Origin of the sequence: Fulvivirga maritima (assembly GCF_021389955.1) — a bacterium.
GTDB classification, from domain to species: Bacteria; Bacteroidota; Bacteroidia; order Cytophagales; family Cyclobacteriaceae; genus Fulvivirga; species Fulvivirga maritima.
The window spans coordinates 6,238,205-6,262,577 of the sequence record NZ_CP089980.1; the positions used below are offsets into that span (position 1 = coordinate 6,238,205).

General features: G+C 37.1%; 31 protein-coding genes. 14 read left to right on the forward strand and 17 right to left on the reverse strand.

Features of this window, described 5'->3' with window-relative positions; genetic code table 11:
* Positions 1 to 7 precede the first annotated feature (7 nt).
* The 3 genes from LVD15_RS26035 to LVD15_RS26045 are packed head-to-tail and all read right to left on the reverse strand — an operon-like array spanning position 8 to position 1,977.
* Positions 8 to 211, reverse strand: coding sequence for a YgaP family membrane protein (locus LVD15_RS26035; RefSeq protein WP_233778109.1), 204 nt, complete (start codon positions 209 to 211; stop codon positions 8 to 10).
* 11 nt (positions 212 to 222) lie between these two features.
* The gene (locus LVD15_RS26040) at positions 223 to 540 is read right to left on the reverse strand and encodes a rhodanese-like domain-containing protein (protein WP_233778110.1); all 318 of its coding nucleotides are present in this window, start codon (positions 538 to 540) and stop codon (positions 223 to 225) included.
* Between the two features lie 24 nt (positions 541 to 564).
* On the reverse strand, positions 565 to 1,977 hold the full coding sequence (locus tag LVD15_RS26045; protein ID WP_233778111.1) for an MBL fold metallo-hydrolase: 1,413 nt from the start codon (positions 1,975 to 1,977) through the stop codon (positions 565 to 567).
* A 253-nt stretch (positions 1,978 to 2,230) separates the two neighbouring features.
* Between LVD15_RS26045 and LVD15_RS26050 the strand changes: the two genes are divergently transcribed.
* From LVD15_RS26050 to LVD15_RS26075, 6 genes are all read left to right on the forward strand, one after another.
* Positions 2,231 to 2,752 (forward strand): hypothetical protein, encoded by a 522-nt coding sequence (locus tag LVD15_RS26050; RefSeq protein ID WP_233778112.1) that lies wholly within the window; start codon positions 2,231 to 2,233, stop codon positions 2,750 to 2,752.
* An 89-nt stretch (positions 2,753 to 2,841) separates the two neighbouring features.
* On the forward strand, positions 2,842 to 3,285 hold the full coding sequence (locus LVD15_RS26055; RefSeq protein ID WP_233778113.1) for an acyltransferase: 444 nt from the start codon (positions 2,842 to 2,844) through the stop codon (positions 3,283 to 3,285).
* Between the two features lie 54 nt (positions 3,286 to 3,339).
* A complete protein-coding gene (locus tag LVD15_RS26060; protein WP_233778114.1) occupies positions 3,340 to 3,750 on the forward strand; it encodes a lysozyme inhibitor LprI family protein in 411 nt (136 codons plus the stop codon).
* Positions 3,751 to 3,752: 2 nt separating this feature from the next.
* Entirely contained in the window at positions 3,753 to 4,349 is a 597-nt protein-coding gene (locus tag LVD15_RS26065; protein WP_233778115.1) for a Crp/Fnr family transcriptional regulator, read from the forward strand.
* A 55-nt stretch (positions 4,350 to 4,404) separates the two neighbouring features.
* Positions 4,405 to 4,854, forward strand: coding sequence for a DMT family transporter (locus LVD15_RS26070; RefSeq protein ID WP_233778116.1), 450 nt, complete (start codon positions 4,405 to 4,407; stop codon positions 4,852 to 4,854).
* Positions 4,851 to 5,567: a GNAT family N-acetyltransferase gene (locus LVD15_RS26075; protein ID WP_233778117.1), complete on the forward strand. Its 717-nt coding sequence runs from the start codon at positions 4,851 to 4,853 to the stop codon at positions 5,565 to 5,567. Before LVD15_RS26070 ends, LVD15_RS26075 begins: the two co-directional genes overlap by 4 nt.
* 70 nt (positions 5,568 to 5,637) lie before the next feature.
* On the opposite strand, the gene LVD15_RS26080 is transcribed toward LVD15_RS26075, so the two are convergent.
* Together LVD15_RS26080 and LVD15_RS26085 are read right to left on the reverse strand one after the other, a co-directional pair.
* A complete protein-coding gene (locus LVD15_RS26080) occupies positions 5,638 to 6,279 on the reverse strand; it encodes a 4'-phosphopantetheinyl transferase family protein (RefSeq protein ID WP_233778118.1) in 642 nt (213 codons plus the stop codon).
* Between the two features lie 103 nt (positions 6,280 to 6,382).
* Positions 6,383 to 7,555, reverse strand: coding sequence for a metallophosphoesterase (locus tag LVD15_RS26085; RefSeq protein WP_233778119.1), 1,173 nt, complete (start codon positions 7,553 to 7,555; stop codon positions 6,383 to 6,385).
* 218 nt (positions 7,556 to 7,773) lie between these two features.
* Between LVD15_RS26085 and LVD15_RS26090 the strand changes: the two genes are divergently transcribed.
* The 3 genes from LVD15_RS26090 to LVD15_RS26100 are packed head-to-tail and all read left to right on the forward strand — an operon-like array spanning position 7,774 to position 9,269.
* Positions 7,774 to 8,202, forward strand: a complete 429-nt coding sequence (locus tag LVD15_RS26090) for a histidine kinase (RefSeq protein WP_233778120.1) — start codon at positions 7,774 to 7,776, stop codon at positions 8,200 to 8,202.
* Positions 8,156 to 8,587 carry a LytS family sensor histidine kinase gene (locus LVD15_RS26095; RefSeq protein ID WP_233778121.1) on the forward strand — a complete coding sequence of 144 codons (432 nt, stop codon included), beginning with the start codon at positions 8,156 to 8,158 and terminating at the stop codon, positions 8,585 to 8,587. Before LVD15_RS26090 ends, LVD15_RS26095 begins: the two co-directional genes overlap by 47 nt.
* The gene (locus tag LVD15_RS26100; protein ID WP_233778122.1) at positions 8,580 to 9,269 is read left to right on the forward strand and encodes a LytR/AlgR family response regulator transcription factor; all 690 of its coding nucleotides are present in this window, start codon (positions 8,580 to 8,582) and stop codon (positions 9,267 to 9,269) included. Before LVD15_RS26095 ends, LVD15_RS26100 begins: the two co-directional genes overlap by 8 nt.
* Before the next feature lie 270 nt (positions 9,270 to 9,539).
* On the opposite strand, the gene LVD15_RS26105 is transcribed toward LVD15_RS26100, so the two are convergent.
* The 7 genes from LVD15_RS26105 to LVD15_RS26135 all read right to left on the reverse strand — a co-directional run bounded on the left by LVD15_RS26105 (position 9,540) and on the right by LVD15_RS26135 (position 16,017).
* Positions 9,540 to 9,866 (reverse strand): DMT family transporter, encoded by a 327-nt coding sequence (locus LVD15_RS26105; protein WP_233778123.1) that lies wholly within the window; start codon positions 9,864 to 9,866, stop codon positions 9,540 to 9,542.
* An 86-nt stretch (positions 9,867 to 9,952) separates the two neighbouring features.
* Positions 9,953 to 10,525, reverse strand: coding sequence for a hypothetical protein (locus tag LVD15_RS26110; RefSeq protein WP_233778124.1), 573 nt, complete (start codon positions 10,523 to 10,525; stop codon positions 9,953 to 9,955).
* A 167-nt stretch (positions 10,526 to 10,692) separates the two neighbouring features.
* Complete coding sequence (locus tag LVD15_RS26115; protein WP_233778125.1) at positions 10,693 to 11,286, reverse strand: DUF4291 domain-containing protein; 594 nt, start codon at positions 11,284 to 11,286, stop codon at positions 10,693 to 10,695.
* A 16-nt stretch (positions 11,287 to 11,302) separates the two neighbouring features.
* Entirely contained in the window at positions 11,303 to 11,656 is a 354-nt protein-coding gene (locus LVD15_RS26120; RefSeq protein WP_233778126.1) for a bleomycin resistance protein, read from the reverse strand.
* Positions 11,657 to 11,821: 165 nt separating this feature from the next.
* The gene (locus tag LVD15_RS26125; RefSeq protein ID WP_233778127.1) at positions 11,822 to 12,841 is read right to left on the reverse strand and encodes an inorganic phosphate transporter; all 1,020 of its coding nucleotides are present in this window, start codon (positions 12,839 to 12,841) and stop codon (positions 11,822 to 11,824) included.
* 57 nt (positions 12,842 to 12,898) lie between these two features.
* The gene (locus LVD15_RS26130; protein ID WP_233778128.1) at positions 12,899 to 15,436 is read right to left on the reverse strand and encodes a TonB-dependent receptor; all 2,538 of its coding nucleotides are present in this window, start codon (positions 15,434 to 15,436) and stop codon (positions 12,899 to 12,901) included.
* Between the two features lie 113 nt (positions 15,437 to 15,549).
* Positions 15,550 to 16,017, reverse strand: coding sequence for an RrF2 family transcriptional regulator (locus LVD15_RS26135; RefSeq protein WP_306416798.1), 468 nt, complete (start codon positions 16,015 to 16,017; stop codon positions 15,550 to 15,552).
* Positions 16,018 to 16,465: 448 nt separating this feature from the next.
* Here LVD15_RS26135 and LVD15_RS26140 point away from each other — a divergent pair, with 448 nt between their 5' ends.
* The 4 genes from LVD15_RS26140 (at position 16,466) to LVD15_RS26155 (ending at position 19,322) form a co-directional block, all read left to right on the forward strand.
* Positions 16,466 to 16,756: a putative quinol monooxygenase gene (locus tag LVD15_RS26140; RefSeq protein WP_233778129.1), complete on the forward strand. Its 291-nt coding sequence runs from the start codon at positions 16,466 to 16,468 to the stop codon at positions 16,754 to 16,756.
* A 2-nt stretch (positions 16,757 to 16,758) separates the two neighbouring features.
* The gene (locus LVD15_RS26145) at positions 16,759 to 17,583 is read left to right on the forward strand and encodes an SDR family oxidoreductase (protein ID WP_233778130.1); all 825 of its coding nucleotides are present in this window, start codon (positions 16,759 to 16,761) and stop codon (positions 17,581 to 17,583) included.
* Between the two features lie 7 nt (positions 17,584 to 17,590).
* Positions 17,591 to 18,343: an SDR family oxidoreductase gene (locus LVD15_RS26150; RefSeq protein WP_233778131.1), complete on the forward strand. Its 753-nt coding sequence runs from the start codon at positions 17,591 to 17,593 to the stop codon at positions 18,341 to 18,343.
* 73 nt (positions 18,344 to 18,416) lie between these two features.
* On the forward strand, positions 18,417 to 19,322 hold the full coding sequence (locus tag LVD15_RS26155; protein WP_233778132.1) for a helix-turn-helix domain-containing protein: 906 nt from the start codon (positions 18,417 to 18,419) through the stop codon (positions 19,320 to 19,322).
* A gap of 105 nt (positions 19,323 to 19,427) precedes the next feature.
* Here the strand turns inward: LVD15_RS26155 and LVD15_RS26160 are convergent, their stop codons facing one another.
* Together LVD15_RS26160 and LVD15_RS26165 are read right to left on the reverse strand one after the other, a co-directional pair.
* Positions 19,428 to 20,153, reverse strand: coding sequence for a hypothetical protein (locus LVD15_RS26160; RefSeq protein WP_233778133.1), 726 nt, complete (start codon positions 20,151 to 20,153; stop codon positions 19,428 to 19,430).
* A 6-nt stretch (positions 20,154 to 20,159) separates the two neighbouring features.
* Positions 20,160 to 20,864 (reverse strand): hypothetical protein, encoded by a 705-nt coding sequence (locus tag LVD15_RS26165; protein WP_233778134.1) that lies wholly within the window; start codon positions 20,862 to 20,864, stop codon positions 20,160 to 20,162.
* A 585-nt stretch (positions 20,865 to 21,449) separates the two neighbouring features.
* Here LVD15_RS26165 and LVD15_RS26170 point away from each other — a divergent pair.
* The gene (locus LVD15_RS26170) at positions 21,450 to 21,851 is read left to right on the forward strand and encodes a hypothetical protein (RefSeq protein WP_233778136.1); all 402 of its coding nucleotides are present in this window, start codon (positions 21,450 to 21,452) and stop codon (positions 21,849 to 21,851) included.
* Between the two features lie 364 nt (positions 21,852 to 22,215).
* On the opposite strand, the gene LVD15_RS26175 is transcribed toward LVD15_RS26170, so the two are convergent.
* The 3 genes from LVD15_RS26175 to LVD15_RS26185 all read right to left on the reverse strand — a co-directional run bounded on the left by LVD15_RS26175 (position 22,216) and on the right by LVD15_RS26185 (position 24,284).
* A complete protein-coding gene (locus LVD15_RS26175; protein WP_233778137.1) occupies positions 22,216 to 22,461 on the reverse strand; it encodes a hypothetical protein in 246 nt (81 codons plus the stop codon).
* Between the two features lie 96 nt (positions 22,462 to 22,557).
* Positions 22,558 to 23,628 carry an SDR family oxidoreductase gene (locus tag LVD15_RS26180; protein WP_233778138.1) on the reverse strand — a complete coding sequence of 357 codons (1,071 nt, stop codon included), beginning with the start codon at positions 23,626 to 23,628 and terminating at the stop codon, positions 22,558 to 22,560.
* A gap of 86 nt (positions 23,629 to 23,714) precedes the next feature.
* Positions 23,715 to 24,284, reverse strand: coding sequence for a Crp/Fnr family transcriptional regulator (locus LVD15_RS26185; RefSeq protein ID WP_233778140.1), 570 nt, complete (start codon positions 24,282 to 24,284; stop codon positions 23,715 to 23,717).
* Positions 24,285 to 24,373 lie beyond the last annotated feature (89 nt).

Genomic DNA, 24,373 nt, shown 5'->3' on the forward strand with positions numbered 1-24,373 from the left:
ATATTTACTAGGCTTTATCTCTTGTATTAATATGAAAAGGCAAATACAGCGGACAAATACTAACAAATGAGGTGATCACAAATATTACAGCCAATACACCCAAAATAAGCGCTGTAACTCCAGAAATAACATGTGTAAAATACAACACCCCGATGGTAAGAGCGATTAAAATTCTGATGGTCTTATCTATTTTTCCTACATTCTTTTTCATAGCAATAGGCATTATCCGTTTTTTACTTTATTTACATGTAACCATGAGCCTCCATTGATGATATTATGAAAGCCATGGTGCTCCAATACATTTTGTGCCTGCATGCTTCTGTTTCCACTTTGGCAGAACACTACAATTTTATTTTTACCATCAAATTTTTTCAGCTGATCGCCAACAGTATTGAGCGGGATATTCACTGCTCCTACCACGCTGCCTCCGGCAAATTCACCGGGAGTACGCACATCTACCAGAAAAGCCCCTTCATCTATTGCCTTCTTCAATGCCCCATCATTTACAGGGTTCAGCATATTTTTTAACATTGCAAACATGACTCTATTCTTATTTAATGGTTTTTAACTAAACACTTTACTTTGACATACAAAATCGGTTTTAGGCACCTCAGTTTTGGCTATAGCTCCAAAGCCACCCGCTATTTCTGAGAAGTTTCTATAACCTCTGGCTTGTAAAATACTGGCCGCAATCATACTTCTGTAACCTCCAGCACAGTGAAGGTAGAAGTGCTCGTTATCATCTACATCTTTAAGCCATTCATTGATATATGCCAAAGGCTTATTATAAGCTTCATCTACATGCTCAGCGGCATATTCACTCTCCTTACGAACATCTATTACTCTGGCTGATTTGCCTTCTATTTCTTCCGCAAATTGCTCTGCTGTTATTCTATTGACGGCATCTAGATCCTTACCTGCTGCCTTCCAGGCATCCACTCCACCTTTGAGGTATCCTATCACATGATCAAAACCTACCCTGCTCAAGCGAGTTATGGCTTCTTCCTCATCACCCTCATCTGTTACCAGTAAAATCGGTTGTTTTACGTCTACAATCATAGCACCAACCCAGGGAGCAAAATCTCCTTTAAGGCCTATATTAATAGATTGAGGTACAAAGCCCTTAGAAAAATAAGCATTGCTTCGAGTATCCAGCACCAGAGCTCCGGTAGACTCAGCTGCCGCTTCAAACTCAGCCACTCCAAGTGCACTCATCCCTTTATCAAGCACTTCTTCGAAGCTATCATACCCTTTTTTATTCATGGCCACGTTCATTCCAAAATAGGCTGGCGGAGGTAAAAGTCCATCGGTTACAGCTTTAATGAAGCTGGCCTTATCAGGCTGCTTGAGCGCATAATTGACTTCTTTCTGATTGCCTAAAGTATCCACTGTTTCCTTCATCATATTTTTGCCACAGGCAGAACCCGCTCCATGAGCTGGGTAAACGGTAACATCATCAGGCAGTGTAATTATCTTATTGTATAAGCTATCATATAATAATCCTGCTAGTTCTTCCTGAGTCATATGAGCTGCTTTCTGTGCTAAATCAGGCCTGCCCACATCACCTAGAAAAAGAGTATCTCCACTAAATAAGGCGGTCGGCTTTCCTTGCTCATCGCGTAAGAGATAGCAGCTACTTTCCATAGTGTGCCCTGGCGTGTGCAGTACTTCTATAGTTACATCTCCTAATTCAAATACCTGATGATCTTCTGCTATTGTAGCTTCAAAAGCTGGCTGTGCTTTAGGACCGTACACAATAGGTGCTCCGGTAGCCTTACTCAAATCCACATGCCCACTCACAAAATCGGCATGAAAGTGTGTTTCAAAAATATATTTGAGCTTTACATTATCTCGTTCAAGTCTATCAAGGTAAGGTTGCGTTTCTCTGAGCGGATCTATAATAACCGCCTCTCCCTTAGAGGTGATATAATATGCTCCCTGCGCCAGACATCCCGTATAAATTTGTTCTACTTTCATATTTGATTCCTTCCATTTCGTTTTACAATACAAAAATGATATACTTCCTTTAATTTTACTGTTACTTTTGTCACACAAGCCATTTTATATTACTTATCCTTATAAGTTGACTTGGTATAAAACCCGCCACACATTACCGCTATCAAGTACGTTAATAATTCAATTAATATTAATCCAATTAGCTTAATTATAGAATTTAATTAAGATTTTTATGTGATTTTTTGTTATATTATACCAAACAAAATACGAACACATGAAATGTAAATATTGCCAAACTGAAACCACAGAAGAAACCGCTGAGTGCAACGTATGCCGCTATCCTATTAAAGGAACTGAAAAAGAACAAGCTTCATTTGTAGCAAAACAGATTATACAAAAAAGGGAGGTAGAAGAGTCTTATGAAAAGTTAAAAAAAGCGAGAAATATACTATTTATTATTGGTGGCTTTTATATTGTATTTCCATTTACTCCTCTTTCTGGAACTATAACACAGTTTGCTATCATAGTAAGTGTTATATTAGGAGCAATATTTACAATATTCGCATTCCTTACCTATAAAAGTCCGTTAGTAGCTATAGGCATTCCCTTATTTCTTACTTTAGCTTTCTACGTGGTGCTATTACTGATAAATCCCATGTTATTATTTAAAGGTTTACTCTGGAAAATAATAATCGTGTCAGGGTTAGGTTACGGATTTGCTAGTGTGTGGAAATCAAACCAAATATTAAAAGAAAACCAATACCTGGCTTCTATTTTAAGACCTGGCCAATCATAAATTTTCTGATAAGCAATAATTTCATATTTTTAAGTTGATCTAATTGAAGAATTCGTCACCTAAAATTGAAAAGAGGTGAGTTTAATTACATGAGTTTAAGTCTATCAGAATATGTGAAAAAGCGGAACGGTGTGGCTATGGGTAGCTCTAAATCTCTTAGAAACAACCTGTATCGATCTTTAGGAGCTGCCAACTTCTCACTATTTTGGAATTATTGGAATCCCATTTTTGGCTACTACTTAGGCAATTTCATATTCAAACCTTTAAAGAAGTTTATTCCCGTTTCCATTGCCTTAGTGCTCACTTTTGTGTTTTGCGGGCTTATTCATGATGCTGTCACCACACTTCTTCGTAAGCATATTTCTTTATTCTTTACGCTGTGGTTTTTCTTTATGAGCCTAATAGTATTACTCACCCGAGTTTTTCAGCATAATTTCTCAAACCATCCCTGGATCATCAGAGCAACCATTAATATTGTCATTATATCCTTTTGCTTCCTGGCTACCTATCTCATCTTAAAGGTTGACTATTGAGCTTCTTTGTTGCAAAGCATAGAGAAATAGATTACTTATGCTTTATAATTAATCATGATGAAAATACTTATAATCACAGCTTTGGCCTTTATAACAAGTCTGAGTGTAAAGGCCCAAAACGAGCACGCCATTGATCTAAAGCAAAAAGACTGTTTGCAAAATGCCATAAGCACCATGGATATGATCAAATGTCAGACTGATGCCGGTGAAGCCTGGGACAAAGAACTTAATAAGTACTATCAGCTATATATGGCCGCTACCTCAGAAGAAAACAAAATAATCTTGAAAGCCGCTCAGAGAGAGTGGATGGTTTATCGTGATAAAGAGTATGAGCTGATTAACCATCATTATTACATAGAACTGCAAGGCACTATGTGGAGACCAATAGCCGCTGGTGAAAGGGCTAAAATCATAAAAGAAAGAGCTTTACAGCTTAAAAATTATTATGAAGAGCTGGATATGTAAGAATGAAAACATCAGAAAATGTCTTTTCCTTCATCAGTGATGTACTCCACCGCTACCACCCTATTTCTGAGGAATCAGTAACTGCGCTATATAATACCGCCAGTCTTCAGCATGTAAAAAAAGGCGAATTAATACTGCACATTGGCAAAAAGTCTAACAAAATAAATATTCTGCAAGAGGGAGTAATAGTTTCCTATTACCTGGATAATGAGGGTAATCAATACCATAAAAATATCTTCATGGAAGGCCATTGGGTTGGGTCTATGGTGGCGCTCATACAGCAAACTCCATCTAATTTTGCACTGCAAGCCATTAGCGAGGTCACCTTAATTCAGTGGAACTACAGTACTTTCCGTATGTTGGTTAATGCTCATGATGATCTCAAAGATTTCTATATCGCCTACCTTGAAAAAAACTGGGTTATAGACAAAGAAAAGAGAGAAGTAGATATAGTAATGAAAGAAGCCAAAGAGCGGTATCTGGAGTTATTAAATGAACATCCTGATATAGAAAACAGGGTACCTTTGCAGTATATTGCCTCTCACCTGGGCATTACCCCCACGCAGCTCAGCCGAATAAGAAAAAGTTCTTATAAATAATCGGCTTTCAACATATGTAAAGGAAATGATCACTACGGTTTCGCTCCTTTGCCACATGAAAACACTCTTATTATACGTATTAGCCTTTACAGGAGGCATATTCCTGGCGGTGCAGGCGGGCTTTAACACGCAGCTTGGCACCATTCTAAAACAGCCAGTGGTGGCAGTAGTTGCCTCATCTGTTTTCAGTGCTATATTTGGCTTTATTCTCATACTATGCACCGGCCAAAAGAACTTTCTCAATCTAAGTCAGGTAAATATCCCCTGGTACTTATGGGGTATCGGCGGACTGTTTAGTATGTTGGGCATATCGCTGTACTTTTATACTATCCCACGGCTAGGCATTTCAAAAATGATAGTTATGGGACTTTCCGGACAGCTGGTCTTTTCAATGCTGGCCGGTCGCTTCGGATGGCTAGGCTTACCTACAGAACCATTTACCCTTTACCGATTCATCGGTCTTTTATTAATGATTGGAGGCATCTTTTTAATTAATTCAAAATGAAAAACAGAACCTTAAATATTGAAAACCTGACTCAGCTCTGGAAAACCGTAGCTAAACCTTATGATGCTCATACCATTGAAAGTGATTATGAATTTATCACCATTCAGGAGCTACAGTGGCCCAATAGAATCTGGAATAAAAAGCCACTTACCCATCAGGTATTAGAGCAAATTATAAAGGAAATGAAAAGGCATTCATCAATGCCTTTTTCACATTTTGTAGCGAACAATGCTCCTTCTGAGCTTACCAATAATAATTTAACCTTTAAGGCAAATCAATATGGAATGAGCTTACCGCTTCATCAAAAATTTAGCATTGAAAAAGAAATGGAAACCCGGAGAGTAGACTCAAAAGCAGATGCTGAACTATGGAGCTCAGCGTTTGCCTCTGCTTTTGGCTACAAAATACTCCCTGAAACCATCATTAAAACTAAAAATGAGATCCCCTACAGTCTGCTCTATCATAACAATGAACTGGTGGGAACCATCATTCTATTTATCACTGAAGAAATAGCCGGTATCCATAGCTTGGGCATAATACCTGCCAAGCGCAAACATGGCTACGCTCAGGCTGCCATGAAACATATCCTGAATCAGGCCATAGATCTAAAAGCAACTGTAGCCACACTTCAGGCTTCTGAAATGGCCAGAAACATGTATCTGCAATTAGGGTTTAGTCAGGATTTTATAATGAAGAATTATGTTTTGAAGTAGTGTGGCGTTAGTGACTTTATAGTTTCCTTGGAATATCTTTTAAGATTGACTTATATCAGTAGGCTCTCACCTAAAAAGTCACTAACTCTGCTATCACTTCCTCCTTGTCAAAAGAAATATCACTACACAAATGCAGCACATGATTTTCTATTAAATTATATGGCTTTAAATACCACAATTTCTCTTCAACTATAACTTTAGAATCGGTGACATCTATACTATTTAAGGGAATATTTAAGCCTCTTCCATCTGCTTTTAATATTGCCTCTTTTTTGGTCCAGTAATTAAAAAATTCCTTTTTTGAATCTTGAGACTGACAAATACTTCGATACTCAGCTTCAGTCCATTGTCTCTCAAAATCTGCAATATTAATATCCGAAAGTTCTTCAACATCCACCCCAACCCTTCTTTTATCAGATATCACACATGCCACAGCCTTCTTAGTATGAGATATATTGAAATCTAAATTAGAAAAATCAGGTAGATACGGTCTGGAATATTGAGAATATTCTAATTGAAGAGGTTTTGTGTAATTAAACTTCTTTAACCCTTTCTGCAATAACAATTTACCATAAAGAGAAGCATGTTTATCTTGCCACATCATATATCTCATTATTTTTTCGTGATAGGCAATAGGAAGTTGATTCAAAAGCATTTGAAACTTGTCTTGACTCAATGGTTGATCAAATGCCGTAAAAAGCAAATATGTCAATAGCTATAATTTTAATTCTCTTCTATTTCAATTCATTAAAGTTACTTAAAATAGTATATCTACTCCTTACAACCTCATTTTTAGTCCTTTAAAAAATCTATTATCACAAATCCACCTGCTCACCGTCCTCTAACAATCTAAAGCAAGTGCCATCTTTTATCAAAAGACCTTCTGAACCGAATTGCGGCCAGTTTTTGTGATAATCTTTAGCATGCTTCACATCAATACCAATGACTTTTCCTTCATAAAAAGATTTCACTTTATGTTGCAAGGTATGCCCTACAATTATCCTTTCTGCATTAAATGTATTTAACAGAGGCTCAACATCTGCCTGCTCAAGCTCCTCCTTAAAATAACCGCGATACCAACATATCCCTTTAGCTGAAGAAATCAGCATTTCTCTATCGTCAGATTTAACTTTGGGGTAAGGAGCGGTATAATAGGTAGACCTCAAATATCGATTGATCTGCTCTATGCCCAGATTCATATCCGTGAGATCAGGATGCAGCCCGCCATGTACAAATAAGTTTCCATTGATCAATTCCATTACATTTTTACTGGCCAGCCACCTGCCTAACACTGACTTCTTTCCAAGTAAATCAGCCTGGGTTTCACCCAAAATAGAAGCCACAAAAGTGTACTTTAAAGCGGAAGCCTGATAATCTCCATACATGTTCTTTAGCTCGTGGTTCCCTAGTATAAAATGAACTGTTCCTCCCTGAGCGTTGGCCTGCTGTTCCAGCTTATAAATAAACCAAAGCACTTGAGTAGTTGAAAAACCCCGATCAACAAAATCACCATTGAGCACCAAGTGATTTTTACCGAAAATCCAGTTCAGATCTTCATCAATCACCTTATTATGCATCAAAAAATCTCGAAAAGCCTTAAATCCACTTTCAATATCAGATATAGCTATAATCTGCTGATCATCACTATATACAATCTCAGGCGAGGTGAATTCCGCATTTATGGTGAAATTGAAATATGTAGAGTCTAAAGGAAAAAACACCTGAGCAGGAATAGGCTCATTATGCTGATACTGAGTAGTATCTAAATAAAAACCTTCATCCTTATTCCCTCGAATATAATAGGCCTGTAAAACACTGTCGCTTTGATAAAAAACATATGGCCCTTCACCGTTAAGGTTGATACGCGCATTATTATGGCCATATGATAGTTGAGCACCGTGATAAATGCCCACCGGAATTAGAATGGCCAAAACCAACAAAAATGTAAGACCAACATGCTTTAGATAACGGAAAATTCTTCTTTTCATGTCAAATAAGTTTAATACGATTATTTTACCGCTACAAAGCTGTTTAAGATGATGGTTGACAAAGAATTAATGTGATGATCTGCCTGACTTCAAGGATAAACAGTCAAAACATTGCCCTTTTTGAATTGAAAACCAGATTGAAGGTTTTTATGATTAAAAAGCGGCTGTTGGTCACAAAAATTATCTCCTTTTATTCAAACTCCTTATTTTGCAGCGTGATGTTGAAAAAGAATTATTGGCTCGTACTAAAAGTATTGATATTTATAAGCATAGCCGTTCCACTTGGGATCACTACTTATGAAATAATATTTCTGGGCCGTGAATCGGTGGTTTTTCTGGGAGACTACCCCGCAGCTGTCGGCTTCACAGTAATTATTTACTACGCGCTAATTTTAGTAGCGGGCATAATCTGGGTAGTGATACAACTGAAATCAGTCTTCACGCTAAAAAACGAAATAGAAAAAAATGAGCTTGTACATCTCAAGCGACAAGTGAATCCGCACTTCTTTTTCAATATGCTCAACAATCTGTATGGCATAGTCGATCAGGATACAGAAAAAGCGAAAAAGCTTATTCTTACCCTTTCGGAAATGATGCGTTATGGCATATATGAAGGAGAGAAAAAAGAGTGTACTACTAGCCGATGAAGTGAATTATCTCAAGCAATATATAGCGCTCCATCAATTACGGTATCACAAAAAAGTGGAGGTGAGTTTTAGTGTAGATATCGATGATGATAAGATGGAAATTATGCCGCTGACGTTTATTATTTTGGTTGAAAATGCCTTTAAACATGGCGTAGAAACATTACGAGATAATGCATTCGTTAATATGAAGTTAACAGCGAACAAAGGAATTATTCAATTTGAAATAGTTAATAATTATGCTGCTAATGGCACAGAAGCTAAACCTGGCATCGGTATTAAAAATCTCAAACGCAGATTAGCCTTGGCTTATCCTAAACAACACCAGCTGCTACTCACTGATGAAGACACTATTTATAAGGCCTTTTTAGAAATAAAAAATGGATAAATACCTGATTATAGACGATGAGCCAGTAGCCCATGAGATCATAAAAAGTTACTGTGACAAGCTTCCTTATCTGTCATTGGCGGCGCAGTGCTACGATGCTTTTGAAGCCCTGGAATACTTAAAAAAGCACTCCGTTGATCTTATTTTCTTAGATCTCAACATGCCGCAGCTCAAAGGCTTTGATTTTTTGAGATCACTAGCTAAGCCTCCAAAAATCATAGTTACCACGGCCTATCAGGAATATGCCGTAGAAGGTTATGAACTTGATATTATAGATTACCTCCTCAAGCCTTTTAGCTTTGAGCGTTTTCTAAAAGCCGTGAACAAAGCGCTTCAAACCGACACTCCCCTCACCAGAAATGACTCACCAATAGCGGATCACATTTTTCTATATGAAGATAAAAAGCATATCCAGGTGAAACTCAATGAAATTCTTTTCATAGAAGCATCAGGCAATTATTGCAAAGTAATCCTAGAGAACAGCCAATTGCTGACCAGAACTAAAATATCAGAAATACTACAAAAATTACCCGACAGCCGATTTATACAAGTCCATAAATCATTCATCATATCTAAAGAAAAGGTTGACTGTATAACCGGCAATATAGTTACCATCGGTCAGCACATCATACCTATTGGTAAACTGTTTAAACCTCAAGTAGATGGCTTTTTGAAGGGATAGTTGATTGATTGGAATTTTATAAACTTGGGGTGAGGATTTCACCCTAGCACTATAGCTATAATTACAGCCGTCGGTACTATAGGAAAGTACAACACTGCAGATCTAAAATTCCATAAATGATATTTCGTGAGCATGGTCTTCCTGTAATTTCTATAAACAATGATTCCCATTAAAACTCAATTCAAAAGATAATCTGTTTATCATCCTCCACGATTCAATTTTAACCAATGGAATAAAATCTAACCCTAGAATTCCAATATTAATATACTCCTAATGCGAAACCACCTTCAACCCTATAATGGATAAAATCAATGTGGTAATGAAAAAGAGTCGGAGAAATGTTGCTGGCTCTTTGAATACTATGATCCCTAACAATACTGTTCCTACAGCCCCAATGCCCGTCCACACGGCATAAGCAGTGCCAATAGGTAAAGTTTGAGTGGCCTTAACTAAAAGTACCATACTCATAGTAAGGCTCATCAAAAAACCTATGTACCACAGATACATCCCATTTCCCGTTGTTTCTTTGGCCTTACCTAAACAAAAGGCAAAAGCCACCTCAAACAGACCTGCAATAACCAGAATGATCCAATTCATCTCACTTTATTTTTTCACAAAGGTCTGAAAAGGAATTGAGGAAGTGTTTTTTGATACAATAAAATAAGGCGAAAAATTTATTTCTTCTACTCCACCCAAAGCTTAATTTCATTCTTCAAAGCTTCTAATTCCGCATAAATAGAATAGGCTTTATTATGCTTTTTCTCTTTCCTTAGTCTTTTCAGTTTATCATAAACCGGATAAAACTCCATGAGAGATTTTAGCTGATAATGTTCTTTGAAATGCAAAATTAATGTATCTACTGATCGTTGAATTTTGTTTTCCTGTAGTAATGACTTAGTTTTAGACTTAATATTGTTAGCTACATCGGTTTCTTCCCAACGGCTAAGGTTATCTATAAATATTTGAGTATAATCTTCTCTAAAGCCCAATTGCTGCTCCAATAAAAATGAAAGGCATTTTACTTTTTCACTAAAAGGCAATTTACAACTTACATCTTCCTTCAATGTGGTTCTGAGTTTTTGCCCATTTTCAAAACCTGCTCCAAAACCCACTAAATATCCCGATTGCGAATTATATTGTGACAGCTTGTGCTGCCCCTTATTCAAAACATATGAGGTAATATCACCAGAACTGTTGAGTCCTTCTATTTGCCCGTCTAATTTACCTTTTGTAGTAGGATGCAGCATCCCTCCCATTTGTACAGTGTTTTATTTTTACTTTGAATAATTTTTCGAGTCTTGTTTTAAATGCGCTTAAGCCTATCCTGAGGTCTTATTTCAAGGCCATTCATATTATTGATTCCTTAGTTAATGTTCGATTTAAGAAGGATAAGCTACTGAAACAAGCTCACTTCCTTATGACATCACATTCCAAGTGAAGCTATTATTTCCTTATTTACAGGGTATTTAATCTCTACTGGCAATAATTTTTTCGCTTCTGAAAGATTTTTTCTTAACACCAACCCTTGCATCTCATGAGTCAAACTAGTCACATCTTCTATTTTTGAGATCCATTTTTTAGCGTAAACTTCACTCAGCTTCTCTGTTATTCCCACTTGAATTGATTTAAAATCCAGCCTTTGGTTTTCTATGTCTCTTTCAGGATCCCATTGAACTCTTACCCTGGCCTTTTCTAATTTAGCCCTCCAGCCTTTATGGTTTTTATATACATGTGGCTCTGGAGTAATTAGAATAGCTTCCTTAAGCGCAGCCTCCCAATCCTTTCTATTGATCCAAATTCTTAAGATACGATTCATTCCGGCACGGTTGCCCCAATCACTCCTATACATCATCCACAAAAAGGATGGTTTTATCCAGGTCATTCTTGAGTAGGTGAATGGTGGCAAAAGCTTCTGATTCTGAATGGCAACATCTGCTATAGAATCGCTAAATGCTGAATATACAGCAATACTTTTATCGTTGTATAAGGCTCTTATTTCATATTTATCGGTGGTCATAAATCTATCATCTGCCTTAAATATTTTGTCCGAATGTGAGTAAATTATTATCAGGATCTAGCAATGAAAACTCCTTTTGCCCCCAGGGTTTATTTTCCAACTTACCATTCGGGTGTATTTCTATGCCTTTATCTAGCATCGATTGATAAAGTCCTTCAATATTATCGGTTCTAATATATACCTGTCCATAATTTTCTGCTGGGTCTATATCTTTATGCTCAAAGAAATGAATCTGAATTTGATCCATTTCCATCATCAGGTAATATGGAAATGAGTTATCTCCAAACTCTTTAAATCCTAAGCGAGTATAATATTCCTGAGTCAATATTTTGCTACGCATAGGTAATTTAGGGTTGATAGCGATTAGCATGAAATTTTAAGGCTAAATTTAATGTTTTTTTAATCTTATGGCTATGTAGCAAATTACTAGTGAAATAGTCAGAATACAAACCGTTAATATTTCATTACCAATCATTCCTCCACAAGAACTCTTAAACAACAATTATATCAAGTACTTACTATATATATTCTGCCCCTAGCCCAACCACGATATCAATAAAAAAGTCAAGATATATGAAAAGATAGGAGCGACTGCCCAGATGATGAAAAACCGCTTAACCGTTTTGTTTTCAAAGGTCTTTTTAAGGCCTGTTTTGCTAATACTTAAGGCTATAAAAGCCGCTCCATTAAGCTGAACTAACGATGTAGGTATACCTTTAGAGATAGAAGCAAACAAGAGCAAGCTGGCAGTGATCACCGCAATAATAGCGGCATACATAGGTGATACTTCTACTATATCCCGTCCTGTCATTTTAGTTACTTTATGACCTAGTAATGAGCTGCCAATAGCAAAACATGGCGCCACTATTAACACTGATAAAATAATGATGGGCAAGAAGTTTTGAACCTCCTCCTGCCCTATTTCATTAGCTGTTAAAGATGCAATGGGAGCCGCAGCATTAGCCACATTATTGGCGCCAATAGAAAAGGCCACATAAAGTGATGATAGTATAATAATGCCTTTCACCACTTGGTTATGCCTTAAATAACTATAATCATTAGTAAAAATCGTGCTTTTAAGCAATGGAAATATCCACTTAGACAGGGCTAGCATAATAACAAAAGCAATAATGGGCAGAACTATCCAAACGGGTATAATTTCATAAAATAGCTTGTGTGTGTTTAATCCTTCCAGTGCTGTGGCCGCCCCTGCTATGGAAAGTACCGTAGCCTGACTGGTAGATTGGGGCACACCCAAGAGGTTAGCCACTAATAGCGATAGCCCAATGGATAACAAAATAATAGATGTGTTAAATGTGGTGAAAAATGATGAATTAAGCAGTCCTTCGCCCAGCGTTAAAGAAACTTCTTTGCCAGCTAATAGTGCTCCGGCCAGCACCATAAGTCCAAATAGCCCAGGTATAACCGTTCGCTTGATCACATGAGCTCCATAAGCAGCAGAAAAGGCAGGAGCAGTACCACTCCCGCCCATATTTATAGCAAGAAACATAGCTAATAAGAAGGGAATGGTAAGCCCCGTAAATAATTGTGACATATCTATTTCTAATCGTAATTATAAAGAATGATTATGGTTTCAATGAAAAATTGTACCTCAAGGTGGCTCCATACGTTCTGGGTCTCCCAGCACCGCGGCATAATGACCTGCGTTGCCTCCAGCCACCAAAAGTTGTTCAAAATAATGGGTATCTGTTAAATTGCGGCTCCACAAATAAAATGTTACCCCATTGGTTGTTCTAAAACCAGCCCTGGCATTGAGCAAAGCATAGGCATCTATATTAAGATAGCGTGATGGTGTAGGGTTAGAAGAAAAGTCAGAGCGATAAAACAAGTCCGAACCAATGAAGAATTCTCCTTCCTGCTGTAAAAATTTTCCTTTCGTAAAAACTTCTAAAGCTACAGTAAAAGACCATTTAGAAATGCCGGGCAACTCCTCTCCGGAGATGTCCTTTAACTCATTTCCTTCACTACCTGTTTCTTCCAGCGGCACAGGAGCATTAGCAAAAGTAATGTATTTACCATCAGTATAACTTACAGAAGAGGCCACTCTAAAATGACGTGAGTTATAATTAGCTTCTAACTCAGCTCCAGAGGTTCTTACCTGCTCCGCATTAGCCAGATATCCGCGTATCACCCCTAACTCCGCCGAGCGAACTGTGGTTTGATAATCATGAATATCAGTATTGAAAATGGTAAAATTAAGAGTACCATTGGCGATAGGTTGAGTCTTCACCCCTACTTCAAAATGACTCACACGCTCAGGTTTAATCACTGCGAGGTTTAATACAGGCTCTCCGTTCTCTGTAGGTATACCTCCCAGATTTAACCCCACTGGCTTAAAGCCATGTGAATAATTAGCAAAGATCATTAACTTATCATTGAATGTATACCTAAAACCTAGCTGCCCTGATACATTCCAATCATCTACATCTGCCTGAAAGGCCAAAGGACTAAACACTCGTTGTTGTAAGGCTATTAGCTCAGGATCATCGGTCTGCAGCCCGCCTGAAACGGAGCTTTCATAGTCTACCTCCTTCTGATCATAATTGAGCCTGATACCTGGTGTTATTACCAGCTTACTGCTAAGCCTCCAATCTATCTGAGTGAAGAGGGCTCCGCTAAAGTTCCTGAACCGAGGTTTGGTATCCTGCCTGAGTCCATCCAGCAAACCTGGTGTTTGCCACAGTGGGTCTTGTGTGTTTTGCACAAAACGCCACTGATCTGCACCGGCTTCTAAGGTATGGGTGCCATCAGGATCTAACTTCTGGTAGAAGGTAAAAAGGCCTATGGTTCCACTAAGTTTATCATTTATATCACCTGCATACCTTACCTCCTGAGACCACTGATAATGAATAGAAGGAGCCTGTGATTTGGCTATGGCAGAAAGGCCGGTAAAATCTCTGTCGTTAGAAGGGTTCCATTTCCAAAATCTCCAGGCTGTGGTAGAGCTCAGCGTACCTTTAGCCAAATCAATATCCGCATTTAAGGATATGCCGCCCATATCCTGATCAGCTTGCCAGGGAGTATCATGATCTATAACCCTGTCAAAAGGATTTTGACTTGGTAAATCATAATCAAGATCGGTGATAATACGTTCAAACTGTCTGAAATCCGCTCTCTGAGTAGGCGTATTACCTGCATATACCTGCGCATAACCATCTGGCCGTTGTCTGGTGTAATCTGTAGAAAGCGTAATACTGGTCTTATCTGATGGAATAAAAAGAAACTGACTCCTTAGCCCCTGATTATTCATAGTATTAGTATGCCTATCAGTAGCTACATTATAAATGGTGCCATCTCTATAAGTGCCTGTAAAAGACAATCGAGCAGCTAATTTATCCTTGATTATTGGCCCGGTTACAGTACCTTTAGTCTGGATAAATCCATAGTTCCCAAATGTTTGTTCAAAAATGCCATTGGTTATAAAACCGGGCTTTCTGGTAGTAATATTGAAAGTGCCTGCTGTGGTATTTTTACCAAATAAGGTTCCTTGAGGGCCTCTTAATATTTCTATCTGCTGTACATCAATAAAATCAAGAGTAGCTGCAGCTGGCCGGGCATAGTACACCCCATCTACATAAAAACCAACACCCGGATCTATGCCATCATTGGTTAAGCCAAAAGTAGATCCTATACCACGGATATTCAGAGTCGTATTTCTGGGGTTAGAAGAGTAAAGTTGTACCGATGGCACCAATTCTTTTACTCGGTTTACGTTAAAAGAAGTAGAATTATCCAACTCTTTAAATCCAATAACTGCCATTGGTATGGGTGTTTCTTGTACCTCCTCATTACGCCGACGAGCAGTAACAGTGACTTCGTTTAAAGACATGGAAGAAGGTTTTAAATAAATTAAGGTCGTTTCATTTTCAGTAAGAGTCACTTCTTCCGCCTCATAGCCCACATAGCTAACAGAGAGTGTGAGTGGGAAAACATGCGCATCGTTAAATAAAAATGCTCCATGAATATCGGTGATAGTTCCTTTACTGGTTCCTTTTATGAGCACTGAAGCCCCAATCAATGGTTCTTTGGTTTGAGCATCTAATACTTTTCCTTCGATATTTTTTTGTGCCAGGGCCTGTATACTAACCCATGTTAATATCAGACTAATTACGGTAAGCTTTCTTTTCATTAATAGAGATCTAAAGTTTAAAACATATAATTCCTACCTTTTTTATAGGATTTAAAAGCGAAGGTATAAATCCTATATATCCTATCAAAGTAGTATGATTTAAAATTAAAAAATTATTTTTTTAATTTCTGCTCTCTTTTTATGATATCTGCCAGCGTTGCCGCTTTTAGACGCTTCACAGTCTCATTACGTATTTCCATGGCTACCTGTCTTATTCCGCAGGTTTCCTCATCAATACACTCTTCACAGCGCTCATAAAATTTATAAGTTACACAGGGCAGCAGGGCTATAGCGCCATCAAATAATCTCAAAACCATGGCCATATGAATTTCTTCTGGCTTACCATTAAGAGAATAGCCTCCATACTTTCCTTTCTTGCTATTTAATATCCGGGCATTTTTTAATTCTACCAGTATCGACTCTAAGAATTTCAAAGGAATATTTTGGCCTTCAGAGATTCTGCTGACCGAAATAGGCTGCTCATCAATATTTTTAGCAATGAAAACAAGCGCATTGATGGCGTATTTTGATTTTTTAGATAACACTATTCCTCTCTTTAAACTATGCAGTAAGATGCTCATAAGTATCAGCATCTATTGGTACGATCAAACTTAAGGATTTTTACCTAAAATCACTGAAAATGAGGTCGGCATATAAGAACTCGCAGGATGAAAAAGCACATTTCTTATACTCATTATTATCCCATAAACAACCTCAGGTTAATCAACAACTCACTACAATAAACTTTCTTAGTGTGCTTCCCAAGATCATAAATCCACCCATTGATTTTTATTCCTTTTCATCATTTTATCGATGCATATCCAGAGGTTTTGAATAATAATCCCAACTTCAGTGTATCATCCACATCTCATCATCCCGATTTTATCACTCAGATTAGCTACTATCTGAACCTATACCCACAGGCTACATCAAAATAGTTTGAATATGACAACATATGGATTGTAAGCAACAATTTCTTCCTATATCGCCTCTCTATCTTTGTATTATAAACTTAAAATAAAAGCAAACATGATTACAGTACTCACAGAATTTAAAGCTAAAGATGCGGCTTCAGCAGAAGAATTGGAATCGATTTTCAAAAAATTGATTCAAGAAACTCCTTCAGAAACAGGTTGTATTTCCTATGAAATAAACACTGTACAAGACAAACCTACTACCTATTACATATTGGAAAGATGGGCCTCAACTGAAGACTTACAAAACCATGCTCTCACTGTAGCACAAAAGGGCTATGTTATACAGGCAGTAGCATTAATAGAAAATAATATAGAAAACCAAATACTTCAAATTTTAAAATAATCATGATGAAAAAGACCGTATTAATAACAGGAACATCATCAGGCATAGGCCGAGCAGCAGTATTAAAGTTTCAGAAAGAAGGCTGGAACGTAATAGCTACTATGCGCTCTCCTGAAAAAGAAAATGAGTTAAATAAGTTAGATAGCGTAATAACGGCTGCACTAGATGTTCAGAAAGCAGATACCATAGAAAGCGCAATACAAGCCGGTATCGATAAATTTGGTCAAATAGATGCAGTTGTTAACAATGCAGGGTATGCTGTTTTTGGCGTGTTTGAGCTAGCCAGTGAAGAGCAGATCAATAAACTATTTGACACCAATGTCTACGGTCCAATGCGTGTAACAAGAGCTATATTGCCGCATTTTAGAGCACAAAAATCGGGCGTTATAATCAATATTTCATCCCAGGGAGGCCGAATTACCTTCCCAACCTGCGGCATGTACCATGCTACCAAATTTGCTTTGGAGGGTTTTACAGAAGCCTTAGCCTACGAGCTCATTCCTTTTAATATCAGAACTAAGATAGTAGAACCGGGTTCTACTGCGACTAAGTTTGTAGGAGCCGCAGAAATCACTTCAGGTGGAATACCTGAATATGAAGAGTTTATCAAAGTTGGCTTAGGCAACTGGGCCAAATATGATACCATGACTTCAGAGCCTGAAGAAATTGCAGAAGTAATTTATACTGCTGCTACCGATGAAAATGGAAAGCTGAGATACAAAGCAGGAGAAGACGCCGAATTGTACATAGGCAAATTAGAAGAAGGAGATGATCAGGCATATGTAGATTATATGAGAAGGCGCTTTATTCCGGAATATTTAAAATAGTATAAACATGAACTTAAAAAACAACACAATACTTATAACAGGAGCCGGAACCGGAATGGGTCTGGCTGCCGCCAAATGGTTCTCTGAGCAGGGCAACCACGTGATTATGACGGCTCGCAACGAAGAGAGATTGAAAGAGGAGGCATCTAAGTTAAAGAATGCATCTTATGTAGCTTGTGACTTGTCTGATCCAAACCAACTAGAATCATTGGTATCTGCCATGAAGACTGAATACCCGGAGCTTAACATGATTTTCCTGAATGCAGGAATCGCCACTAATTACCAATTACTGAATTATGATAATGCTTACGAAATAAGTAAATCAGAAATGATTACAAACTATCATTTCGCTGTGTATTTAACACATGCCTTGGTGCCACTGATAGCTAACAAAAAAGAGTCCGCTTTAATAATAACTACATCAGGAGTAGCATTTGCACCTGATTTATTACACCCAACCTACAGTGCTTCCAAAGCCGCCTTGCATAGCTATATTAAAGCGCTAAGGTTGGTTTTACAACGTCAAAAATCATCAATTGAGGTGTATGAATTAATGGCGCCATTGGTAGATTCTCCCTTTTCCAAAGCGGTACATTCAGATTTGAAAGTTTCTCCTGAAGAGGTTATCGAAACATTAGTAAATAGCATTAGAATTCAGGAATTTGAAATTCGCCCAGGCTTAACTGAGGATATTTACCAAACCTATCTTCGTTCTCCAAATGAAGCTCTAATAATGGTTAATACAGCCACAGGTGCTTAATTTTGTGTAATTTTATTGTATTCAAACTGTGCCCTATCATACGGTTCGGTACAGTTTTAATTTTTATATTGATATGAAAGGAAAACTAAACATCTATAAAAAGGAAAGTCTCTCAGAATTCGAAAGGCGAAATTTCATGCTCCAAAAGAGTATTTCAGAGCAGAAACCCTTTCGATTTTTCAGTTCAGCTGACTGCTCATCAGACACCCCTATTTTATACATGAGGCGAGATTTCTATAAGGTAAGCTTATTAGAAGGTGACTATATTGTGCATTATGGAGACGAAAGCATCAAGACTTCCGGCACTTCATTATCGTTTTTCAGTCCGCATTCTCCCTATACTATTAAAGAAATAGAAGAAAGAGAAAATGCAGGATATTTTATTTTTACTGAGACTTTTTACGACACTTATTTTAAATTCGGTATCAAATCATTTCCCTTATTTGATAATAAAAAGAAGCCTATTTTCTTATTGAATAATGGCCAAATACAGATGGTAAAAGATTTGTTTGGTAAGATTGAATATCAAAACAATACAGATTACCCTTATAAATATGACCTTATTCGCAACTATACCAATGAGCTGATGCATTACGCTAATAACCTGCAACCTGCTTCAGAACGGCACCATCAGTTTACAGCAAAAGAACGCCTGTTAAATGTATTTTATGAATTACTTGATAGGCAATTTCCAGCAGATGAAAATCATGCGCAGGAGTTACGTTCTCCCAGCTATTTTGCTGATAGCTTAAGTGTTCATGTCAATTACCTCAATCGAGTTTTGAAAGAGCTAACCGGAAAATCCACCAGTGAATTATTGTATGATCGCCTATTGAAAGAGTCTATCATTTTACTTAAGCATACTGACTGGAGTATATCTGAAGTGGCATATAAGCTTGGATTCAACGACACTTCTCATTTCAATCATTTTTTCAAAAAACAAACTAACCAGATACCGTCGTCTTATAGAAGCTTATGATCCAATTTAATATCTTAATTTAGAAGATTTTGAGTTTAAATTATTTTACCACTCATAAATTAATCTATCATAATCTCTTAACTCCTTATAATCTCTGCTTATCTCTCAGCATTGCAATAAATCCAACCATTGATTTTTATTGATCCTGCTTAAAATTATAATTCTGTTAAAATTAAATTTAATAGCTGTATATCTATGTAAATCCATTATCGTATATTTATCCACTCTCGTGGAAATATAGTCAATCAAAATCAACCAAAATTCACTAAATCTGTCTTTCAGACTCGAGATCTTTTGATTTTTTTCGTTAATAACCACCAACATTGCCTCATACCGACTTTTAGTAACCTCTCCACCTAAATCATAATCATGTATAATATTAAGTTCATAGGCATAGTCTGTAGTGTCCTTACCTTCAAATAGCACTACAGAAACTCCCGGGACGATTTGTACGCTATTCTGAAAATTCCTGGATAAGGTAGTTTTAATTATCTGTCTTTTTAATTCCTTTTTGAAATGTTTCTTTGCTTTTTTATCTAGCTTAAATAAACGCTTATATCGTAGAGTGACAGAAATTGAGTTTGGTATTAAGAATTCATATCTTTCTAACTCATCCCTCACGATTTTTGTTATTATACTTTTGTCACATTCTGGCAATTGTACTCTATCACCATCTATTACTTTCTGCTTATTTAACCTACGTACTTCAATTGCAATGTTATCCTTGGCTGAAAAATCAGGAAAAGAAGAATCACCCAAAGGTTCACGCTCCAACTCCTTCAAACCCAAAGTGCTAAGGAAATTAAGCGCATAGAGTTCATCTTTATTCATATTATCCTAATTATTAAGAAAATCGATTTTATTATCACTTAAAAACTTAAGCCCATCTTCTACTTCAGCCCTAATATCTTCAATATCATTCCCATTGTATTTACCCAGAAGTAATAAATATTTATCACGAATGGATTCAACATTTGAAGGTTGGAAACGCCTAGCTAAAATGAGCCCATTAATTATTCGCTTTTCTAACCTTGACATGGGTAGATATTCAATAAACTCATCAGGCTTGGAATTATAAATTTCATTTAAGGTCTGGTAATCATTAATTCTTGAAAAAGTGAAGTCAATTTTTGGTTTGATTTCACTGAAAAACTCTTCTGCCAATTTATTTATAGATCTATCTGTATAGTCGTTTTTCGTTTCATCATACAAAGAACTCTGAGTCCAATGCAGGTTCTCGTGGATGGTCCAATTAGTCCACCCATAGTTAGGATAAACTTTTTTAAAGGCCTTTTCTAAATCTTCAAACACTATTTTGATGAAGTATTGAACCATTGATATATAACCAAACGAATTAATATATGACAGACTTATAATTCGTTTTCCATAATCAAAATCCTGCACAAACTCATGTTTGGATTTAAGATGTCTAAATCCTTCTTTTTCCAGTGTATGCAATAATAGTTTTTCAAATCTTTCACTAGGTTTAAGAGTGGGATCAGTTGGAATAATCTTTTTTCTTCTACCAAAAAGCTTCATCATTTTATATTAATAGCTCAGTTATATTAGATATGCCTCTTAAGATAGCGCATTTCCTCATACCCTCACATAATTTTACGGGGTAATGACACTGGCAAGAAAGTGGCATTCGGCCTTACAGACACAAAAATCCTAAAAGAAAGCAAACACCTATCTGTAGCATCTTTGGTAAGATAAACTTAAATCACACATGACTGCACAGAAAACAGGCCATTTTTCAATATTAGACTTATATGACAATTCTCTTATTCAAAGCTCTATAACTCCTAGTTACCCCTCAGCATTGCAACAATTCTACCATTTCATTAATCTGTTTCCGAGCCGCATATGCCTATATACCAGTCCTTCTCTAGTCATTTGATATAAGTTTAAATATAACAGAAAAAGAATTAGTTACGTGATCAATCTCAAACTCCATGAGTAGTTAGTGTGTTTACACGAAATCATTAAATACTTATAACTAAGACCTGTTTTCCTTTTTAAATATGATTTGTACAAGTATATTGGACGTTTCTATCTAAATGGCATTGATTATAATTTATAATAAAGCGGCATTTTTTACTCAATTAACTGAAACCAGAATAGCAGATGAAAATTAGTTCGATCAAGTTAGAACACACCAACCCTTCATTAGGACCTCATGAAAAAATAACATCAATACAACTAGTTGCTGCAGAAAAACATGCAAGCAAAATTGATAGCTTCTTACAAAGCTCTAAAATCAATAACACTACCTCACTATTTGAATATTTGGAGGCTGTAGAAACTAATAATAAGCAACTGATTGACTCCGTATTAAATAACGCTCCTAAGAATGTGACTAATGAAGGTCAAGAAATATCTAACCTGTTTTTTAGTCTTGAAAGTGGAGTGACTGTAACGCTTGCCGATGTATATCGTAGGTTTGAATTGAGCCATTTTTATCCTGACTTCACTAGTTATATGATGGAAAACGGAGAAGTAAACGATGACCTATCTCCATTTGATTGATAGTGGATTTTAATGGTATTTTTCTGACCTAACAAGTTATGTGCTAAACCCTTAGTGAAATTAATGAGTCTATTAACTCAACCCATTTCAACTGAAGTGAAATATTCAAAAAGCTGATAATAGACTGTATTTATAACCTTACAAATTAGAATAAGCTGAGGTAGTGCAAACTAAGATACAGCACAGATATGTGCCACTAAGGCCCCTCTAAATTGGCTCGGGAGTTTTAGCTCATCTGAGCTTTTCATTTTAATAACTTATAAAAAACAACTATCCTCCACAAAGTGTCTCTAATATCATTCAAAATAGCTTTAACACCTCATGGATGATAGTTTGTTAATATAATTAAAGAAGAAGTATAACCTTAAATCCCCTTAAATAACTCATCAAAAAGTTTAGCAGAAGCGTCTGTAAACTCAAAATTTCCTCTAATGTACTCCAATGTACGCTTTTCAGTTTCAGTTACAGAATGACCATCTTTTGCGGACTTAAATAAATCTTCCACCTCATCTTTTGAAAGCTTACCTTCGCCTTTTCCTGTGGTATGTGCTTTTGCTAATTCTAGTAACTCCTTTTCGTAGCTAACACCGTCTATTGATACGTATGCCATGATTTAAAAATTTTTAATGTTTATCGATAACTAAATTTAATTAAATAGTTTATACAAATAACATCACACTAATAATATTTCATTTGAATATTAAAATCAAGCAGTAATTATGTTCTCCTTTTTAAGTTGATCAAATAAATCAAAGAAAGAATCTCTGGTATCCTGATACTCCGTAAACCCTAGCTTGCGGCTTTTTGACATGTCTGTCATTACTTCAATAGGTCGGCCTAAATCCAGATCACTATGCCAGGGTGAGGCCAGCCGGCTAAGCTCAGATTCAGCCAAATTATACTTAGCAGCTATTTCTTTCCAGACTGCTTCATCGCCTTGCATTATTTCTTCCAGACTGCTATTGTTTTCTTCATACCCTTGGTATTCCACTCCAAAGTACTCTGCCAATTGTTTCCACAGCCAACTCCAACGAAACACGTCGCCATTTACAATATTAAAGGCTTCATTTTTAGCTTCAGGCGTAGTGGCTGCCCATACAAATTGCTTAGCCAATATTCTGGCATCAGTAACATCAGAGATGCCATTCCACTGCGCAGCTGATCCGGGCCATGTAAAAGGCTTACCCGTTTCTTTACAAATGCTGGCATACACAGCCAAAGTAGTACCCATATTCATGAGGTTGCCTACCGCTTTTCCTATTACGGTGTGTGAACGATGCACGCTCCAGGTAAAGCCATCTCGCTCAGCGGCCTCAAAAACCTCGTCTTCCTGCGTATAATAAAAATTATCTATAGCCAGCCTGGGGTGCTCTTCCCTTACCGGCGTTTCGGGCAAAAATCCCTCTTGCGCATAAGCCTCAAAGGGCCCCAGATAGTGCTTTAAACCTGTAACTAAGGCCACATGCTCAACTGATTTCTTTGGAGACAATACTTGCAAAAGGTTACGCACCAAAGCACCGTTCACCTTAATATTTTCGGCCTCGGTGTCTTTCCTCATCCATGCAGTGAAGAACACATGAGTTGGTTTTACATCTTTCAAGGCCACTTCCAATGAGCTCGGATCTAACAAATCGGCCTTGATGTTTTTTAATCCTGGGAGCAACGTATCAGAACTTCTGGTAATTCCATAAGTCTCCCAACCATTGGAAAGAAGCTCTCTGGCCAGATTGTTACCGGAAATTCCACTTGCCCCTACTATTAATGCTATTTTATCCATATCTCTATTCGTTTATTAGAAAGAACAAAGCTAGGAGACCGCCACCTGCGATGCCTTGATCTAGATCAAGGTTATGAGATACCTCCTTACAGGTTCTTCTTTATCCGGCTTATGGTTTCCGGTGTTACTCCCAAATAAGAGGCAATAAGATGTTGAGGCACTTTTTGCTGTATAAACGGGTAGGTATTAATAAGTTCTTTGTACTTCTCCTCTGCGGTGTAGGTGTTAGAACTGATCAGTCTTCTATCTTTAGTAACCAGGCTATTTTGGTACAATATTCTGAAATATCGCTCCATAATGGGTACGGCTTCCAAGAGCTGCTCATACTTGTCTTTTGAAATGAGCAAAAGCTCACTATCTTCAATGGCATCTATAGACAGAATAGCCTTTTCATTACAAATGAAACTTCTAAAATCAGACACCCACCAGCCTTCCCAACCAAATAAATTGATATGATCATTCCCTTTATCATCAGTAGTATATGATTTTACAATGCCCTTAGAAACAAAGGCCAATTGCTTACAATAATCCCCCTCTTGAAACAAAAATTGTCTCTTCTTAAGTTTTTTAGTCTTGAAAAAAACAGGAATCAAGGCTTTCTCCTGTTCTTCTAACTTTACCTTTTGCTCCAGATGCTTAAAAAGAGTGTCAAACATAGAATTTCAATTCAACAGGAGCAAAGTTATGAAAGAAAACGAACACCAGAATAAGTGAAGGAAAGGCTGCCGAAGTGAGCTTATGAAAA